Genomic DNA, 18,098 nt, shown 5'->3' with positions numbered 1-18,098 from the left:
TAACACAATTAAACGAAATAATAATGATAATGTTACATTAATTTAATAGCTAAATATACAAAAGTAAAACGTTAACACAAGTTTTTAAAAAATTTTAAGAATATTTTAATTATTTGTCATTACTATGTTTATTCAAATGATTAACTCAATATGAAACACATATATTAGTTGTTATAAGGAAATTATATATATGTAGGAAAATTCGATTGGAGGTATATAAAATGAAACTAGATTCAATGTTTTGCTATCAGTGTGAGCAGACAATAGGATCAAAAGGATGTACAAAAGCAGGAAATTGCGGGAAAAATGCAGAAGTAGCAGGCTTGCAAGATTTGCTGATTTATCAATTAAAGGGAATCGGTTATTGTGGGATGAAACTGATAGAAAAAGAACATGAAATAGACGATGAAGCAAGTAGATTTATGGCAGATGCTTCATTTGCAACACTCACAAATGTAAACTTTGATGATGAAAGATTTGTAGAGTATCTAAAAAAAGCAGATGAAATAAAGAAAAGATTAAGACAATCATTAGGTGATATCTCAAATGTACCTAAAGAAGTATCATATGAATTACCTGAAACAGAAGAAGCTATGCTAATAGACTCAAAAAAAGCAGGTATTATGTATGATGAAAATTTAAACCCAGATATCAGATCACTTAGAGAGATGTTGATATATGGAATGAAAGGAATGGGTGCATATGCACATCATGCACAAGTATTGGGATATAGGTCAAAAGAAGTTGATGAATTCTTTTTTAAAGGTTTTGGTGCTACTATAGACGATAGTCTAACTATAGACGATTTGTTTGAACTCAACATGGAATTTGGTAAAGTGAACCTAGAATGTATGAGATTACTTGACGAAGCTAATACCCATTCATATGGTAACCCAGTACCAACTGAGGTTTTGATTACAATGAAAAAGGGACCATTTATTATAGTTTCTGGACATGATCTAAGGGATTTAAAGGAATTACTAGAGCAAACAGAAGGAAAAGGGATAAATATATATACTCATGGAGAAATGTTACCAGCGCACGGTTATCCTGAGTTAAAAAAATACAAGCACTTAGTAGGAAACTTCGGTGGAGCATGGCAAAATCAACAAAAAGAATTTGATGGCATCCAAGGTGCTATACTTATGACAACAAACTGTTTACAAAAACCAAGAGATTCATACAAGGATAGGATATATACAACTAGTATAGTTGGATATCCAGAAATTAAGCACATTAAAAGTGAAGATAATAAGAAAGATTTTTCTCAGATTATAGAAAAAGCATTAGAGCTAGGTGGAACACAAGAAGATGAGCCAGAAAAGAAAATACTAGTAGGCTTTGGTCATAATACAGTGATAGGTGTAGCAGACAAAGTAATAGATGCAGTAAAAAAAGGAGCTATTAAACACTTTTTCCTAATAGGAGGATGTGATGGCGCAAGACCAGGTAGAAACTATTACACAGAATTTGCACAAAAAACACCAGAAGATACGATTATATTGACTCTTGCATGTGGGAAATATAGATTTAACAAATTGGATTTTGGAAATATAGGTGATCTACCAAGATTACTAGATGTAGGTCAATGCAATGATGCTTACTCAGCCATCAAGATAGCTTTAGCACTAGCAGATGCATTTGAATGTACAGTCAATGACTTGCCACTTACAATGATACTTTCGTGGTATGAGCAAAAGGCAGTTTGTATATTGATTACATTGTTGTCGCTGGGGATAAAAGGTATAAGGTTAGGACCTACACTCCCAGCTTTCATATCTCCAAATGTATTACAAGTATTAATTGATAAATTTGACATAAAACCAATATCTACGCCAGATGATGACTTAAAAGCAATATTGGGCTAATCAATAAACCAAATTGAGATTATTTTAAGTGACTAACTACTTGAAATAATCTCAGACTGTAGACAAAAGCTCAATTTCTGCGTTGTTGTTAAAATTTCCGTTGCTCACTTACCTCTAAGTAAGCTATGCTACTCAATTTTGACACATCTTGAAATTGAGCGCTTACTATAGTCTGCTATCTTGATGACTTTGTCATTAACCTAAGATTATTTCTTGTGACAAATGCTTGAAATAATCTTTTATTTTGCAAAAATAAAATGTAAAGGTAGCTTGACATTTAAAACTTAAGATGGTAATATCAATGTAAAGGATACTTTACATATTGAAATAAAGGAGGAGAAGATGTGAGAAAATGTAATGAGTGTAATACAGAGATGATAGAAGAATTTGATATCAAAGTTGATGCATCCGCCTATGGTATAAAGATAACTAGAAAAGGTGTATTTGGAAAGAAAGTTGCTAAACCAAAAGTTGCTATCTGTCCAGAGTGTGGCAATATCAATCTTTATATTGAAAACCCAAAAGATTTACTAAATGGATAAAGGGGAATATATATGAAAAACAAAATAAGAGATTTAAGAAAAGAATACAACCTTACTCAAGATGATTTGGCTATTAAGTTAGGGGTATCAAGGCAGACTATTATATCATTAGAAAAAGGTAAGTATAACCCCTCTATTACATTAGCATTTAAGATATCAAGAGTTTTTAACACACAGATAGAGCAAATATTTATATATGAGGAGGATTAGATATGAGAAAAATGGATTCAGATTCATTTAGTTATATAGAATCTGTATTAATGGGCTTAATAGGGCTTATAGCTTGGTTCTATGCCAAAACAAATGGAGTAGTAATGGCAGAGGGAATGAAACTAACCAAGATACTATCAATTATGTTTTTAATAATAGGAGTAGTAGGATATATATTGTCAAAATATTTTACAAAAAAACCGTTAAAGAGTGTTGGAGTTGTAAACAAAGACGATGAGCTATTTACTCTTATAAGAGCAAAATCAGCGCAGAATACATTGAAGGTAATAAATATAGCATCATTTTTATTTATAATACTCACAGCAACAGAAATACTTAAAATAAAGATAAGTATGTATTATCTAGGTATAATATTCTTTGTATCAATTAATGTTCTAAGTATAATATTTAATTTTGTTCAATCAAGGAAGGTTATGTAATTCGTAAATACCGATAATATAATGTTCATAATAAATTAAAATATTAAATAAGTTTAAACAAATTATATCAATCGACAAAATTAGACTAAAACTATAATTAATATAATATATAATAATAAAAGCATCTTTTTAGATGTTTTTTATTATTATGAAATTATGGCTAGTTAATATACAAAGATGGAGGAGAAGATTTGAACATAAAAAGTAAGAAATATAAACCAATAGACTATATTGCTATACTATGGAAATTAAAACCATTGATAACTTCAAGTATTATAATACTACGTATATTAATAGCCCTTATCCCTAGTTTTTTAGTATTAGCAACTACATATTTTATAAATACAGCTATAGGTATATTTAATGGTGAACAAATGTTATCAATATATATACCATTGATTGCGATAATGATTTTAGTTGGATTTTCATGGTTGTCACGTATGTTACTTGAGTTTGTAAAACTTAAACTTATTCTTAAAACAAATGAAGCTGTTTCTTATGCAATTATAAAAAAACGTGCCTGTTTGTCGTATAAGCATATTGAAAATAATGATACATGGGATTTGATATCAAGAGTAGGAGAATGTCCTAGTAAACAAATTATTGATGGTTTTGACAATATTCTTAATATACTCGAATATATAGTGAAAATAGGAAGCATTATATTTATAATATCTGTACAAGTTTGGTGGGTCAGTATTTTCATATTAGTTATCGCCATACCATTGTTTAAACTATCGTTTAAATGTGGACAGGCAGATTATGAAGCTTATAAAGATGCTAAAAAATATAAAAGAAAAGCAGACTATCTTACAGACGTTATTTCATCAAGAAATTATGTTGAAGAGAGGTCTTTATTTGGTTTTACAAAAGAACTAAATAAAAAATGGTTTAATGAATATGAGATAGCTAGAAAGATAGAGTACAAAGTAGATAAAAATAATTTTATAAAAATGCAAACAGCAAGTAGTATAACAGTCGTATTATCTGTATTGATAGCATTAGTATTATTGAGTCCAGTCAAGAATGGACTACTTACAGCAGGTATGTATATGAGTCTAGTTACAGCATCGTTTAAATTAGTACAACAGATGTCATGGCAACTATCATATACGATGCAAAAGTATTCAAGAAACAAGGTTTATATTCAAGATTTAACAGAGTTTTCATATCTTGATGAAGAAGTTGGCACAGATGAGCTTGCAGATATATCAATTCGTGATATGAATTTTGAATACATAGAGTTTAGAGATGTTTATTTTTCTTATCCTAATACAGATAAAAGAATATTAAATGGATTATCTATGAAGCTAGAGAAAGATAGACTTTATGCTTTTGTTGGCGAAAATGGTGCTGGAAAAACTACTATAGTAAAGTTATTGACTGGTCTTTATACTAATTATACTGGAACGATTTTAATTAATGGTAAAGATATTAAAGAATACACACAGCAACAACTAAAGGCTTTATTTTCAGTCGTATATCAAAACTATGCTAAATACTGGATAACAATCAAAGATAACGTAGCACTGGGTGATTGTAATACTGTTTACAATTACAATAATAATAAAAAAGTTTCAGAAATCTTACAAGATATAGAGATGTTAAATGATATCGAAAAATTGCCTCTTGGGATAGAAACACCACTAGGTAAAATCAATCAAAATGGTAAAGATCTATCTGGTGGTCAATGGCAAAGGATTGCAATAGCTAGAACTTTAGCAAGCGATGCTCCAGTCTATATATTAGATGAGCCTACTGCAGCGCTTGATCCTATTAGTGAGAGTAATATATATAAATTGTTTGGTAAAGTAAGCAGGGGAAAATCTTCAATATTGATCACACATAGATTAGGAGCAGCAAGGATAGCGGACGAGATTTTAGTAGTTGATAATGGAGTCATAGCAGAGAAGGGCACACACAAAGAACTCGTTAATAAAAAAGGAATCTATAACAATATGTTTATAGCCCAAAGGAGTTGGTATTATGAACAAGAAAAATAATATTAAAAATATTTCAGTATGGACTATGATAAGAAAAATTTTCCCTCAAGTGATATCAGTATCTCCTTTACTATATATAAGCAATACGATGCTATTTATCATTGATGGTGCTTCGTTTGCAGTAACTGTTATCTTTATGCAAAAACTTTTCGATAACGTAACGGACTTAGCAACTAAAAAAGGATCTTTAAGAGCTACGGTTTTGGCACTTGCAATGTTGTTTGTAGTGAAAATCTCTCAGCAAATAATAGAAGGTATTGATAATTTTATTGGAGAAACTTACGATCCTAGAACTTTTGCAAAACTAGCTAATAATGTTAATTTAAAGATGTCTAGAATTGATCCACTATACTTTGAAAACACAGGAGTTTTAGATGATATAAACAAGTGTTATACAGGTATAAGATATGCTATAAATTTCGTAAATACTTTAACTGATGTATTTGCATTATATGTTCCATATTTTTTATTTATGGGTATATATTTATACAAATTAAAGCCTATATTAGCTGTATCACTTGGCTTAGTTTTTTTGCCAGTTTTGATAACACAGTTAATAAAAGTCAAAATACATTCAAAACTCGAAGATAAAAGTGCACCTATAAGAAGAAGAACGGGTTATTATGAAGAGTGTTTAGTTAGTAGGGAGTATATTAGAGAAACACGAGCTCTGGGAGCATGTCCATATTTTTATAAATTATATAAGGATACTATTAAACAGCTTATTAAGCTTGAGTGGAACGCAAACTTAAAATCAAATTTAGTAGAATTTGGATCTAAAATAATCTCTCTACTAGGTTACATAGGTATATTATTCTTGCTTTTTGATAGCCTTATGAAACAGGATATTTCAGTAGGAGCTTTTGCTGCGGTATTTGCTTCAATCGATAGTTTGTTTAATAATATGGAAGATGTGATATGTAGACGTATAGGGTATTATTCCAAAAACTTTGGGAAGGTTCAAAACTATATAAAATTTTTAGATTTACCAGAGAGGGATTTAATCAGCAAAATAGAATCAGAAAAATTAACAGGAAATATTGCTCTTGAAAATGTGAGTTTTTCATATCCAAATATGTCTGATAAAGCAATAGATAACGTTAGCTTTGAAATAAAGAAAGGAGAAACTCTAGCATTAGTAGGAGAAAATGGCTCAGGAAAATCAACATTAGTTAAATTAATAATAGGTTTATATAAAGCTAGTGATGGAATAATAACGCACAATAAATATGATATAAGTAAAATCAATAAGGATTTTTTATATAAGAACATATCAGGTGTATTTCAAAATTATAAAAAATATAAGTTTAACTTAATAGATAATGTTACTATAAGTGATTATAGTATTGGTACTAATAATGAAAATGTTGATAATGTATTAAGTCAAGCTGATATAAAAATAAATAATTGTACTTTTCCTGATGGGTATAAAACTATGTTGTCTACAGAATTTGGAGGGATAGATTTATCAGGAGGACAGTGGCAAAAACTAGCTATAGCAAGAGGGCTTTATAGGTGTCATGAATTAATAATATTAGATGAGCCAACTGCTGCTATAGATCCAATAGAAGAATGTAAGACTTATGAAAGATTCGCAGATATATCTAAAGAAAAAACATCAATAATAATAACGCACAGATTAGGTAGTGTTAAATTTGCAGATAGAATAGTTGTTTTAGATAAAGGAAAAGTTATCGGGATAGGTAATCATGAAGATTTAATAATAAATTGTTCAAAATATAAAAATATGTGGGAAGCTCAATCAAAGTATTATATGTAAATATGTAATTCTAATATGCCAAGTGTAAGTAACATTAAGGGGATGCTTATACTTGGTAATTAAATTATAATATGAGTTTGAATCTTTAATGGAATTTGATGAAGTTATAAATATATCTTTACAAATGCTAGATAACATGCTAAAATGGTAATGATAACAATTATCATTATATATAAATATAATGTATTAGAAAAGGAGTGAGACATATGCCACTTAATATGGTTGAAGATGGTAAGATGGTTAAGCTTAAAGCTATATATTCAGGATCAAAATTGAAAAAGAAGCTTTCTGATATGGGATTAACAGATGGCGTTGAGATAAAAGTACTATATAGTAATACAGGTGGAGCAACAGTTGTGAATATCAGAGGCTCAAAAGTTGTGTTAGGAGCGGGTATAAGCAATAAGATAATGGTAGAATGTATGTAGGAAGGGGTATATGTTATGAGAACATTAAAAGATCTAAAACCTGGAGATAAGACTAAGATACTTAAAATCAATGGAGGAGGTATTGTTAAAAGAAGAATGATGGACATGGGAATCATAAAAGGAAGCGAAGTATTAGTTGAAAAAGTAGCACCACTAGGAGACCCAGTTGAGATAAAAATTAAAGGATATAGTCTTACATTGAGAAAAGACGATATTCAAAAAATTATTGTAGAGTAAATTTTTTTGAAAACCTATTGATAATGAGTATTAACATCGAAATAAAGGAGGAATTCTATTGAAAATTGTTTTAACAGGTAATCCGAATAGTGGTAAAACTACTCTATTCAATGCCTTGACCGGTGCTAGACAGCACATAGGAAACTGGCCAGGAGTTACTGTAGAAAAAAAAGAAGGTACATTAAATATTAAAGGTGATAGTATTAAGGTGGTTGATTTACCAGGTATATACAGTATGTCGCCTTATTCTATTGAAGAAGTAATAACGAGAAATTATATATTAGATGAAAACCCAGACATTATAGTAAATATTGTTGATGCATCTAATATAGAACGTAATCTATATCTTACAATGCAATTACTTGAGCTTGGTAAGCCAGTTTTAGTAGCATTGAATATGATGGACGTAGCCGAAAAAAGAGGTTATAAAATAGATATAAATAAATTATCTAAGGAATTAGGAACTAAAGTTGTTCCAATAGTTGCAACTAAGAAAACAGGTTTAGATCAATTAAAGGAAATTATATATAATCATAATAAAAATGATAAGATTGCAAAATCCGATTTAGTTTATAGCAGGAACATAGAAGATGAAATCAATGCCATGATAGAAAAGCTTAGAGATAGAAGGGTTGAACTTATAAATAGATATGAAGATAGATGGGTTGCAATAAAAGTACTTGAAAACGATGAAGAAATATTAAAGCGTTTACAAGATAAAAAAATGGATGAAGTATCAGCAACTTCAGATGTAGACGAAGAAGACGATTTTGAATCATCGATAGCAGAAGAAAGATATAATGTAATAAACAAAATACTATCAAAGTCAGTAAAGAGACCAAAGACTCAGAAATTAACAGCATCAGATAAAATAGATAAAGTGTTGACAAATAGAATTTTCGGATTACCTATATTCGCAGGACTTATGTTTTTAGTTTTTTATGTTACATTTAATATTGGAAATATATATTTGGATAAAATAGATGTATTCTTTGGTGAAACACTTAGTGGTGCTGTAGGAACAGCTTTAGAGAACATGAGCGTAGCGGGCTGGCTACAGTCTTTAATAGTTGATGGTGTTATCGGCGGAGTAGGAGGAGTACTTACGTTTTTACCTAATATAGCCTTACTATTCTTATTTATATCATTATTAGAGGCAAGTGGATATATGGCGAGAGTTGCATTTATCATGGATAGATTTATGAGAAAGATAGGTTTAAATGGAAAAGCATTCTTACCTATGCTTATGGGATTTGGTTGTAACGTTCCGGCTATAATGGGAACTAGAACTCTAGAAAATGAAAAAGATAGATTATCAGCCATTTTAATAAATCCATTTATGTCATGTGGAGCTAGACTACCAGTTTATGTTTTATTTGCTTCAGTTTTCTTTAGAGGATATGAAACATATGTAATTTATTCATTATACATTTTAGGTATATTAATTGCTATATTAATGGGATTAATATTTAAGAAAACACTATTTAAAGGTGAGAGTATGCCATTTGTAATGGAGTTACCACCTTATAGGATTCCAACCATAAAAGATACATTGTTAAATGTATGGGAAAAATGTAAAGGATATATAATAAAAGCAGGTACAGTTATATTTGCAGCATCTATTGTAATATGGTTTATACTTGGATACAACTTCTCAGGTGCAGCAGAAATCACTGACAGTATAGGTGCATCAATAGGTAGATTTGCAGCACCAATATTTAAGCCACTTGGGTTCGGAAATTGGCAAGCAGCATTATCACTGATAACAGGTATATCAGCAAAAGAAATTGTTATAAGTAATATGGCTATAATCTATGGATTAGGAGAACAAGTAGCTGAGGCGGCAGTAGAAGGTGATGCAGGAGTATTCGCAGTTACATTAAAAGAAACGTTCAGTCAAGTAGCTTCATATGCGTTCATGGTATTTGTACTTCTTTATACACCATGTTTAGCAGTTATAGGAACTATAAAGAAAGAAACAAACTCATGGAAATGGACAGCATTTTCTGTAGTATACCAGTTCCTAGTAGCATGGATAGTAGCAATGATTGTATATCAAGTAGGATGCTTAATATTTTAGTTAATAATTAATAGAAGGAGATGATATTATGGCTACAATTATTATAGGTACTGTAGTAATAGGATTAGCAGCATTTATAATATATAGAAAGACAAAGCAATTAGCTAATGGTGAAAACACTTGCTCAGATTGTAGTAGTTGTGGGCATAGTTGTAGTAGTAGAGAAAATAATAATTGAGATATATTAAAAACACCCATAAAATTTATGGGTGTTTTTTAGTATTATAATATTATAAGGGAATAGTACTAAGATACTCATAGTCATCTAATTGCTACTTTTTATATAAAAGACAAAAATATAGTCAAGTCTACAAATAACAAATATTCAGAGGTTCATTTCCTGCTAACATATTTAAATTTTCTGTAAATAAATAAACATAGAAAACCTAATATAAATATATTCACAATTAAAGCAATAAAGCCTATAAATTGCCCTACATATTCTTCCACGGCGTAGTCCTCCCTTTAGGTACTATAATATTTATTTTCTATATAATATAAATATATCCTTCACTTAAAATACAAGTATACTTAAGATACTGACTTCTTTTATTTTTTTATGGTATGCTTTGTCAACAAGAAGAGATTTCTCTTAAATGAGAAATCCCTTCTTATATTAGTATTGTGAATCTCTTGTTATTAACTAATCTCTGACTATAGATAGTTTGTTATATGATTAAAACTACAATAGTTCTTCAAATCCATCTGAGGAATGAGAACTTCCTTCATCCATAGCTGACAATGCATCTTGTAATGCTTTATAACGTTTTTTATTCATTTTAAATCCAGTCATGAGGAGAGCACTTAATACAAAGAATACAGGTGCAATTATAAACATTGATAACTTAACGCCATAAACTGTTTCAGCACTTTGAGTAGTAAGCGTTGCGTCGTATTTAAAGAAGTGTAGCAATATACCTGCTAATGATGTTCCGATAGCAAATCCAGCTTTTTGACATAAAAGGATTAAGGATAGTACTGTACCTTCACGACGTTTTTTATTAGCATATGCATCTATATCACAACAATCATACATAATTGAATAGCCTATTGACCAAAACACATTATGACCTATACCTTGTAATACTCCAAATGTAACCATCCAACCAAAATTAGGAATATCTAAGATAATAAACATAGACTGCATAATCGCTGATACTATCACTAAAATTATATAAGTAATACGTCTTCCGATTTTGTTTGATAAATAGTTAATTAATGCAACGCTGGAAAGTCCTATTACCGCAACTAGCACGAAATAATTACCTACTTGTGCTCCATTTAATCCAAGTATATTTTTCATCAAGAATACTACCAATCCTTGGCTGGTTGTAAATCCAATAGAATATATAAAAATAGAAGCTGCTACAATCTTAATACTTTTACCTTTTAATATTTTAAACATTGTACTGAAAATATTTTTTGATGATTTGTTGTTTTTAGTAGTGGGTTGCACAATTTTATATTTCCTTACAGAGAACAAGCTAATTGCAGCTGATATAAATATTATACTTCCGAAGATTAAAGAGAGTTTGCCCCAAGCCGCTTTTGGAGATCCACCTGTTGCTAGAACTGATTCTACTATTCTCATTGAAAACATACCAACTACACATAATGCTACATTAATTGCAATTTGAGAGATTATCTTGATGGAGTTTCTTTCATTATAGTTATTAGTTAGTTCTACACCAAGTGCATCATATGGAACAGAAAATAAAGTATAGCTAGTCCAAAATGCTACTGCCATTATTACATAATATACGTTTTTGACGCCTTGGCTTGCATCTATAATTCTATAAAGCAGTACAAAAGTTATTGTAAATGGGATAAGTGCTCTAAGCATAAAAGCTTGACGAGAAAGATTTCTTTTGCTTTTTAAAGAATCAGACATATGGCCTATTATTGGATCTGTAATAGCATCCCATAATACAGCTGCTGATGAGATAACACCTGCAAAAGCAGGATTAAGTCCTACAAAGTCTACAGCAAAGACTAAAAAAAATAAATTGTAAACATAGGCTGAGATGGAAGTGCTGAAAGCTCCAAAGTTATAGCCAATCTTTAGTGGAATTGATAGTTTGCCTGAGCGTTCATCTGAACTAATTAAATTTGACATGTGATAGCCTCCTAATAAAATCATCTTATAAATCTTTAATTAATACATTAAACAGTGAAGTTTTTACAATTGCTATTTCAATTATTTACCTCCTTTCGACTTATACTTGTACAAAGCAAGTTGTCAAAAATTTCTTTTATCACCTTAGATGGAGAAAAAGGCTAATGATATTTTAATCTTAAAGTTTTTCGTATAAATAGATTGAAAACGATTTCATGAAACTTATAAAAAATAAATCTGTGGAATAGAAGCTAAAATTTAAAGCTATGTTTCTATAAATTTTAAATTGATTATTGACCTTGTTAAATTAATAATAGTTTAGTGCCATAATTTCAAAAAAAGTTTCACAATGAAACAAAAATTATTATATATTTATAATAAACTATTTCAAAATAAATGTCAATTAAACATTATACAGTTGATTTTGCTATAAAACTTATAAATACCCAGCTTAGCACCTCTAATATAGATGAATTATCACAAATATTAAATGTAATATAATGACGAAAAAAATATACCTATGAAACAATATGAGAATAATCAGATGGTTTATTACATATAATTAATTTAATAAAAAATATCGATTATATTTCTGCATTCTATATCAAAGTAATAAAACAAACAAAAGAATAGATTTAATTCGAATTTTTACCAGAAGACTATTATTTTGCAATCTTGCTATTTGTAACATAGGGATCATACAAGATCATACAAATTTAGATATTGATATTTTTAATTCTATTTATTTTGTTTTTGAACAAAAATAGAATGATATAAAGATAAGTTGGAATTGAATATAGGACATGCTTGGTTAGCCGATGTTTTCCCTAATTACTGTATTATAAATTATATTTCATTCATCAAGTTATATATTTATATTATTTTTGATAAAACTATCAATATAGTTTCTTAGGTAAAATATAATAAAAATATTGCTTGACACTTAATTAATAGTAATTTAATATTATAAATAAGAATAAATTATTAACCAGTGAAACAAAAAGTTAGGAGGATTAATGATAGTGAAAGAATCGGTTAAATATTATAAAAGTATTGTTGAAGATAGTAAAAACACATGGAAAAGACCTATGGAAGTGATTAGTAAACAAGATGCGCATGTTGATACACTGCATCATAAGGGATTATTAAATATGTGTGCTAACAATTATCTTGGTTTGGCTGGAAGTGCCGCTATGGCTGATGCTGCTAAGAAAGGTATTGATAGATGGGGATTTGGACTGTCAGCAGGAAGAAGTCTTTGTGGCACTCAAAGTGTTCATAGAGAGCTAGAGCGTCGTTTAAGTAATTTTCTCCATATGGAGGATACATTATTATATACATCTTGCTTTGATGCAAATGGTGGTATTTTTGCTGCTTTGTTAGATTCACAAGATGCAGTAATTAGTGATGAATTTAATCATGCAAGTATTATTGATGGAATTCGTCTCTGTAAAGCTCAACGCTATATCTATAAAAATAATGATATGTCTGATCTTCGTAAAAAGTTGGAAGAAGCAAAAGATGCACGTGTTAAGTTAATAGTCACAGATGGAGTATTCTCAATGGAAGGTACAATTGCAAGTTTAGTTGAAATATGTGATTTGGCTGAGGAATATGGAGCATTAGTCATGGTTGATGATAGTCATGCTACTGGTTTTGTTGGTGCTCACGGCAGAGGTACTCATGAGCATTGTGGAGTAGAAGGAAGAGTTGATATAATATCTGGAACTCTTGGAAAAGCTCTTGGAGGTGCTTCAGGTGGATTTATAAGTGCTAGCAAATATATTGTAACAGTACTTAGACAGCGTTCTAGACCGTATGTTTTCTCTAATTCTCTCATGCCTTGTATTTGTCAAGCAAATGTTAAGGTTATTGATATTTTAGAAGAGTCAACAGGTCTTAGAGACAAACTTATGGATAATACTCAGTATTATAGAGAAGAGATAAAAAAACTTGGGTTTGAAGTTCCAGATGGGGCACATCCTATAGTACCTATTATTTTAGGGGATGAATCAGTAGCAGCTGAGTTTAGTCAACGCATGATTGATAAAGGGGTATTTGTTATGAGTATATCCTATCCAGTAGTAGCAAAAGGAAGAGCGAGACTTCGGACTCAAATTTCAGCTGCACACAGTAAAGAAGATTTAGACTTTGTTATTTCTTGCTTTGCTAAAGTAAAAGAAGAAATGGGATTGTAGGTGATTGATATGGGATTTATAGATTTGCATTGTGATACTCTGATGAGATGCTATGAAGAAAACATTTCGTTTTGGGAAAATAAGTACCATATAGATTTAAAAAAATTAAAAACAGGGTCAGCTATTGCTCAATGTATGGCTATATTTTTGGAAGATAAAATAACTGGTGAAGATATAAAGCCACCTAGGCAATATTTTGATAACTGTTATAAAATCTACAGAGAAATACTAGATAAATATTCAAATTATATTAGTGAAGCTAGATGTGTTGGTGATTTGATTACAAACAAAGAAAATGATAGGATTTCACTTATCTTAACTATAGAAAATGCTACGTTATTAAATAATGAAATTTGCTATCTTGATAAGCTATATGAATTAGGAGTGCGTATGATGACTTTAGTTTGGAATTATGAAAATTGCATCGGATTTCCTCAGAGTAATTATGTGGAAAAAATGAAACGAGGGTTAAAGCCTTTTGGAATTGAAGTTGTAAAACGCATGAATAAATTAGGAATGATAGTGGATGTTTCTCACTTGTCAGAGGGTGGTTTTTATGATGTGGCAAAGTATAGTGAAAAACCATTTGTTGCATCTCACTCTTGTAGTAGAGCGTTATGTGATTCAGCAAGAAACCTCACTGATAATCAGTTAAGGGTAATTGGTGAGAGTGGTGGCGTTTGTGGGATAGCTTTTGTTCCAGCATTTTTAAAGAAGGATACTGTTAAAACAAATATAGACGATATAGTTAAACATGCTCACCATATTAAAGATAAAGCAGGTATTGATGCAGTTGCTATTGGTTCTGATTTTGATGGTATGCCAGACCGTTTTATGGACGGACTTGAGTTTAAAGATTATAGTGGTATGCCTATGATTGCCGAGGCGCTGTCCAAATCATTTACTGCTGATGAAGTAGATAAAATATGCTATAAAAATGCATATAGGATTTTCAAGAATGTTATAGGATAATAAATAATTAGTAGGAGGAAGAAATGAGTACAAAAAGTCTTAATAATAGATTAAAAGCGTATCTTGATAAGGATATGGCTTTTCAAAGAGAACCCTATGACTGGGATAATAGAAAGAAATGGCTAGAGTTACCATTCCCTGTAGAGGAGTATCATACACGTGTTGAAAGAGTAAGAAAGCAAATGGATGAAGAAGGTCTTGATTGCCTTTTGGTATACGGAGGAGATGGAGATTTAGCTGCAAATATTCGTTGGATATCTAATTACTGTAATGTTGGATGTGATGCTATTGTTGTTATACCTCGTGAGGGAGATTTGATGGTTACAACAAACTCTGTTTACCATTCAGCACCTATGCATTCCTTTGCACATACTGCATGGATTCGTGATTTTAGACCTGCCCATTTACCTAGTACAGTTAAAGAACCAAAGAGTATAATGCTACATGTAATGGACTTTATTAAAGAAAGAGGTCTTGAAAAAGTGCGTTTAGGAGTAGAAGGTGCTCACATAATGTCAGGGCATATGATGGATGAGCTTACATCTAATTTTACTGATATAGAAGTAGTGCATACAGGTATATGCAGAGAGATTAGGGCTATAAAAAGTCCACTTGAGATTAAAATAATGGAAAAAGCTTGCGAAGTGACGTCAGCAGGTTTAAAGGCAGCTATAGAACACGCTAATATAGGGGTTAGCGAAATGGAAATAGCATCTGTTATACATTGTGTATTAGGAGCTGATTCAGATTACTTAACTCATTGTATGGTAGTTGGTGGACCAAGAGCAGGACTTAAACATGTTTACCCATCTCATCGTAAGTTTGAAGATGGTGATATGGTTTATATTGATATTGGTGTTAATCGTCAAGGATATTGTACAGATGCGTCTAGAACTTTTTGTGTTGGTAAAGTAGGAGATATGCAAAGACGTTTGCTTGACTGTGGTTTAAATATGTATGAAAGCGTAGTTGCTGCAGCTAAGCCAGGTGTTATGATTAAAGATTTACAACGTATTGCTATTGAAGTAGCTGATAAAGCAGGCTTGTTAGAATATCACTGGCCAACAGGTTTTGGACATGGAATAGGAACATCATTAGTAGAAGCTCCAAGTCTTCATTGGCAGAGTGAAACAATACTTAAGCCTGGACATGTGTTTGCATTAGAACCTATGGTTACGATATCAGGACTAGGATGCGGAGTTATTGAAGATGTCATCTTAATTACAGATGATGGCGCACGTGCACTTACAAATACTAAAAGAAAGCTATGGTAAAATTATAAATTCAATAAATTAAGAGGAGGTCGGTTATGAAGTATTATTTAGTAGATGCTTTTGCTGATAAGGTATTTGAAGGAAATCCAGCAGGGGTATGTGTTTTAGATTCGCCTATATCTGAATCTCTAATGCAAAAGATCGCAGCAGAAAACAATATTAGTGTAACAGCTTTTGCTGTAAAAAAATCACCGGGTAATTATTATATAAGATGGTTTAAATCAGAAAAAGAGATTGGTCTTTGTGGACATGCAACACTAGCACTAGCTTTTATAATATCTAATTATTATGAGCCTGATATAAAAACTATTAATTGTGAATCTGCTAGTGAAAACTTTATGATATTAGTTGATGAAAATACTTTTGAAATGGACTTTCCAGCTTTTGAATTGACCTCCTGCAAAGTTACTCCTCTTATAGAAGAAGTACTAGGGTTTAAACCTAGAGAGGCAGTGCTTGGTCGTGATTTGATACTTTTAGTTGATTCGGAGCAGCAAGTTAAGAACGCTAGACCTAATTTTGAATTGATGAAAAAGATTCCTATTGGAGAAGGTATGCATATTACTGCGAGTAGTGATCAGTATGATTTTGTTTCTAGATGCTTTTTTCCTAAAATAGGTATGCAAGAAGATCCTGTCTGTGGCTCTGCTCATTGTGGGCTTGCTGCATATTGGGCTAAAAAACTTGAAAAAGACGAATTGGTCGCTAGACAGCATTCTCAAAGGGGAGGCACACTATATTGTCGAAGTAAAGACGGCAGAGTTAAGATAAAAGGAAAAGCAGTGCTTTATTCGGAAGCCGAACTTTATATACAATCGTAAAGCTATAACAATTTGTAAAGAAGGGAGAAATGAATTATGAATAAATATAAAATTGTAGCAATAAATTTAGGATCTACATCTACAAAGATTGCATATTGTGAAGGTGAAAATTTTGTATTTAAGGAAAGCTTGGTGCATCCAGCAGTTGAAATACGATCTTATGAAACTATATGGGAACAATTTGAGTACAGAAAAAAAGCTATTAGTAGATTTTTAAAAGACAAAGGTATTGAAATAGCATCATTAGATGCGGTTGTTACAAGAGGTGGTCACACTCAGCCAATTATAGGAGGTATATATCGTATAACAAATAAAATGCTAGAGCAATCGGCAAGTGAAAAATATGGAAATCATGCTACGGATTTAGGATTAAAGATTGCTAATAGTTTTTCAGAGGAAGGTCCAGTTGCATTTACTGTTGACCCACCTACTACTGATGAATTTGAACCTTTGGCTAGATACAGTGGATTACCACAGATGCCAAGAAGAAGTAGTTTTCACATCTTAAATCATCGTGCTGTTGGAAAACAATACGCTAAAGAAATTGGAAAGAAATATGATCAATTAAATTTAGTAGTTGCTCATATGGGCGGTGGAATTAGCGTTGCTGTACATAAACAAGGAAAACTTGTTGATGCTAATAACGCAATAGATGGAGATGGGCCATTTTCTACTAACCGCTGTTGTACAGTTCCTGTTGGAGAGCTTGTGAAAACATGCTACTCAGGTAAATATACTTATGAAGAAGTAAGGCAAATGCTTAATGGTAACGGTGGTTTAATGGCCTATTTAGGAGAAAATGATGTTAAAACTATAGAAGAAAAAGCAGAAAAGGGAGACGAAAAATGTTTGGAAGTTATTGATGCTATGTCATATCAGACATCTAAGGAAATTGCAGCTTGTGCTTCTGTTTTATGTGGTAATGTTGACGCAATTATTATCACTGGAGGTATTGCAAACTCAAAGAGAATAATTGACTTTATCAAAGAACATGTTGGATTTATTGCAGAAGTAGTTGTTTATCCAGGTGAATTCGAAATGCAGTCTCTTGTATTAAATGCATTGGCAGCTCTAAAAGGTGAGGAAGAAATAAAAGAATTATAATGATTGAATAATAACAATAATTCAA

Annotated in this window: 16 protein-coding genes; 15 read left to right on the top strand and 1 reads right to left on the bottom strand. The window is 31.0% G+C overall.

Annotated elements, in window-relative coordinates:
* Nucleotides 1-221 precede the first annotated feature (221 nt).
* The 10 genes from hcp to P3X86_RS06900 all read left to right on the top strand — a co-directional run bounded on the left by hcp (nucleotide 222) and on the right by P3X86_RS06900 (nucleotide 9,766).
* A complete protein-coding gene (gene hcp, locus P3X86_RS06945) occupies nucleotides 222-1,868 on the top strand; it encodes a hydroxylamine reductase (RefSeq protein WP_483291937.1) in 1,647 nt (548 codons plus the stop codon).
* A 344-nt stretch (nucleotides 1,869-2,212) separates the two neighbouring features.
* Nucleotides 2,213-2,410, top strand: coding sequence for a hypothetical protein (locus tag P3X86_RS06940; RefSeq protein WP_483291936.1), 198 nt, complete (start codon nucleotides 2,213-2,215; stop codon nucleotides 2,408-2,410).
* A 12-nt stretch (nucleotides 2,411-2,422) separates the two neighbouring features.
* Nucleotides 2,423-2,620, top strand: coding sequence for a helix-turn-helix transcriptional regulator (locus P3X86_RS06935; RefSeq protein ID WP_483291935.1), 198 nt, complete (start codon nucleotides 2,423-2,425; stop codon nucleotides 2,618-2,620).
* Nucleotides 2,621-2,622: 2 nt separating this feature from the next.
* Nucleotides 2,623-3,060: a hypothetical protein gene (locus tag P3X86_RS06930; RefSeq protein WP_483291934.1), complete on the top strand. Its 438-nt coding sequence runs from the start codon at nucleotides 2,623-2,625 to the stop codon at nucleotides 3,058-3,060.
* Between the two features lie 191 nt (nucleotides 3,061-3,251).
* Nucleotides 3,252-5,063: an ABC transporter ATP-binding protein gene (locus P3X86_RS06925; RefSeq protein WP_483291933.1), complete on the top strand. Its 1,812-nt coding sequence runs from the start codon at nucleotides 3,252-3,254 to the stop codon at nucleotides 5,061-5,063.
* Nucleotides 5,047-6,843, top strand: coding sequence for an ABC transporter ATP-binding protein (locus P3X86_RS06920; protein ID WP_483291932.1), 1,797 nt, complete (start codon nucleotides 5,047-5,049; stop codon nucleotides 6,841-6,843). Before P3X86_RS06925 ends, P3X86_RS06920 begins: the two co-directional genes overlap by 17 nt.
* 206 nt (nucleotides 6,844-7,049) lie before the next feature.
* The gene (locus tag P3X86_RS06915) at nucleotides 7,050-7,271 is read left to right on the top strand and encodes a FeoA family protein (RefSeq protein ID WP_483291931.1); all 222 of its coding nucleotides are present in this window, start codon (nucleotides 7,050-7,052) and stop codon (nucleotides 7,269-7,271) included.
* A 15-nt stretch (nucleotides 7,272-7,286) separates the two neighbouring features.
* Nucleotides 7,287-7,508 (top strand): FeoA family protein, encoded by a 222-nt coding sequence (locus P3X86_RS06910; protein WP_483291930.1) that lies wholly within the window; start codon nucleotides 7,287-7,289, stop codon nucleotides 7,506-7,508.
* Nucleotides 7,509-7,566: 58 nt separating this feature from the next.
* Nucleotides 7,567-9,588, top strand: coding sequence for a ferrous iron transport protein B (gene feoB, locus P3X86_RS06905; RefSeq protein ID WP_483291929.1), 2,022 nt, complete (start codon nucleotides 7,567-7,569; stop codon nucleotides 9,586-9,588).
* Between the two features lie 28 nt (nucleotides 9,589-9,616).
* On the top strand, nucleotides 9,617-9,766 hold the full coding sequence (locus P3X86_RS06900; protein ID WP_483291928.1) for a FeoB-associated Cys-rich membrane protein: 150 nt from the start codon (nucleotides 9,617-9,619) through the stop codon (nucleotides 9,764-9,766).
* 504 nt (nucleotides 9,767-10,270) lie between these two features.
* Here P3X86_RS06900 and P3X86_RS06895 read toward each other — a convergent pair.
* The gene (locus P3X86_RS06895; protein ID WP_483291927.1) at nucleotides 10,271-11,704 is read right to left on the bottom strand and encodes an MFS transporter; all 1,434 of its coding nucleotides are present in this window, start codon (nucleotides 11,702-11,704) and stop codon (nucleotides 10,271-10,273) included.
* A gap of 1,016 nt (nucleotides 11,705-12,720) precedes the next feature.
* Between P3X86_RS06895 and P3X86_RS06890 the strand changes: the two genes are divergently transcribed.
* Genes P3X86_RS06890 through buk form a run of 5 tightly spaced genes read left to right on the top strand, consistent with a single transcriptional unit; the run spans nucleotide 12,721 to nucleotide 18,073 of the window.
* On the top strand, nucleotides 12,721-13,902 hold the full coding sequence (locus P3X86_RS06890) for a glycine C-acetyltransferase (RefSeq protein ID WP_483291926.1): 1,182 nt from the start codon (nucleotides 12,721-12,723) through the stop codon (nucleotides 13,900-13,902).
* Nucleotides 13,903-13,911: 9 nt separating this feature from the next.
* Nucleotides 13,912-14,874, top strand: coding sequence for a dipeptidase (locus P3X86_RS06885; protein WP_483291925.1), 963 nt, complete (start codon nucleotides 13,912-13,914; stop codon nucleotides 14,872-14,874).
* A 23-nt stretch (nucleotides 14,875-14,897) separates the two neighbouring features.
* A complete protein-coding gene (locus P3X86_RS06880; RefSeq protein WP_483291924.1) occupies nucleotides 14,898-16,148 on the top strand; it encodes a M24 family metallopeptidase in 1,251 nt (416 codons plus the stop codon).
* Between the two features lie 35 nt (nucleotides 16,149-16,183).
* The gene (locus tag P3X86_RS06875; protein WP_483291923.1) at nucleotides 16,184-16,969 is read left to right on the top strand and encodes a PhzF family phenazine biosynthesis protein; all 786 of its coding nucleotides are present in this window, start codon (nucleotides 16,184-16,186) and stop codon (nucleotides 16,967-16,969) included.
* 36 nt (nucleotides 16,970-17,005) lie between these two features.
* Nucleotides 17,006-18,073, top strand: a complete 1,068-nt coding sequence (gene buk, locus P3X86_RS06870; RefSeq protein WP_483291922.1) for a butyrate kinase — start codon at nucleotides 17,006-17,008, stop codon at nucleotides 18,071-18,073.
* Nucleotides 18,074-18,098: the final 25 nt, after the last annotated feature.

This window comes from Abyssisolibacter sp. ZYX002 (assembly GCF_056892235.1).
Note: the sequence above shows the minus strand (reverse complement) of the source record. Positions and strands in the feature narration are given on the sequence as shown.

Coding starts and splice junctions, on each gene's coding strand:
- hcp (WP_483291937.1), top strand. CDS start 222: ATGAAACTAGATTCAATGTTTTGCTATCAGTGTGAGCAGACAATAGGA.
- P3X86_RS06935 (WP_483291935.1), top strand. CDS start 2,423: ATGAAAAACAAAATAAGAGATTTAAGAAAAGAATACAACCTTACTCAA.
- P3X86_RS06930 (WP_483291934.1), top strand. CDS start 2,623: ATGAGAAAAATGGATTCAGATTCATTTAGTTATATAGAATCTGTATTA.
- P3X86_RS06920 (WP_483291932.1), top strand. CDS start 5,047: ATGAACAAGAAAAATAATATTAAAAATATTTCAGTATGGACTATGATA.
- P3X86_RS06915 (WP_483291931.1), top strand. CDS start 7,050: ATGCCACTTAATATGGTTGAAGATGGTAAGATGGTTAAGCTTAAAGCT.
- P3X86_RS06910 (WP_483291930.1), top strand. CDS start 7,287: ATGAGAACATTAAAAGATCTAAAACCTGGAGATAAGACTAAGATACTT.
- P3X86_RS06900 (WP_483291928.1), top strand. CDS start 9,617: ATGGCTACAATTATTATAGGTACTGTAGTAATAGGATTAGCAGCATTT.
- P3X86_RS06895 (WP_483291927.1), bottom strand. CDS start 11,704: ATGTCAAATTTAATTAGTTCAGATGAACGCTCAGGCAAACTATCAATT.
- P3X86_RS06890 (WP_483291926.1), top strand. CDS start 12,721: ATGATAGTGAAAGAATCGGTTAAATATTATAAAAGTATTGTTGAAGAT.
- P3X86_RS06885 (WP_483291925.1), top strand. CDS start 13,912: ATGGGATTTATAGATTTGCATTGTGATACTCTGATGAGATGCTATGAA.
- P3X86_RS06880 (WP_483291924.1), top strand. CDS start 14,898: ATGAGTACAAAAAGTCTTAATAATAGATTAAAAGCGTATCTTGATAAG.
- P3X86_RS06875 (WP_483291923.1), top strand. CDS start 16,184: ATGAAGTATTATTTAGTAGATGCTTTTGCTGATAAGGTATTTGAAGGA.
- buk (WP_483291922.1), top strand. CDS start 17,006: ATGAATAAATATAAAATTGTAGCAATAAATTTAGGATCTACATCTACA.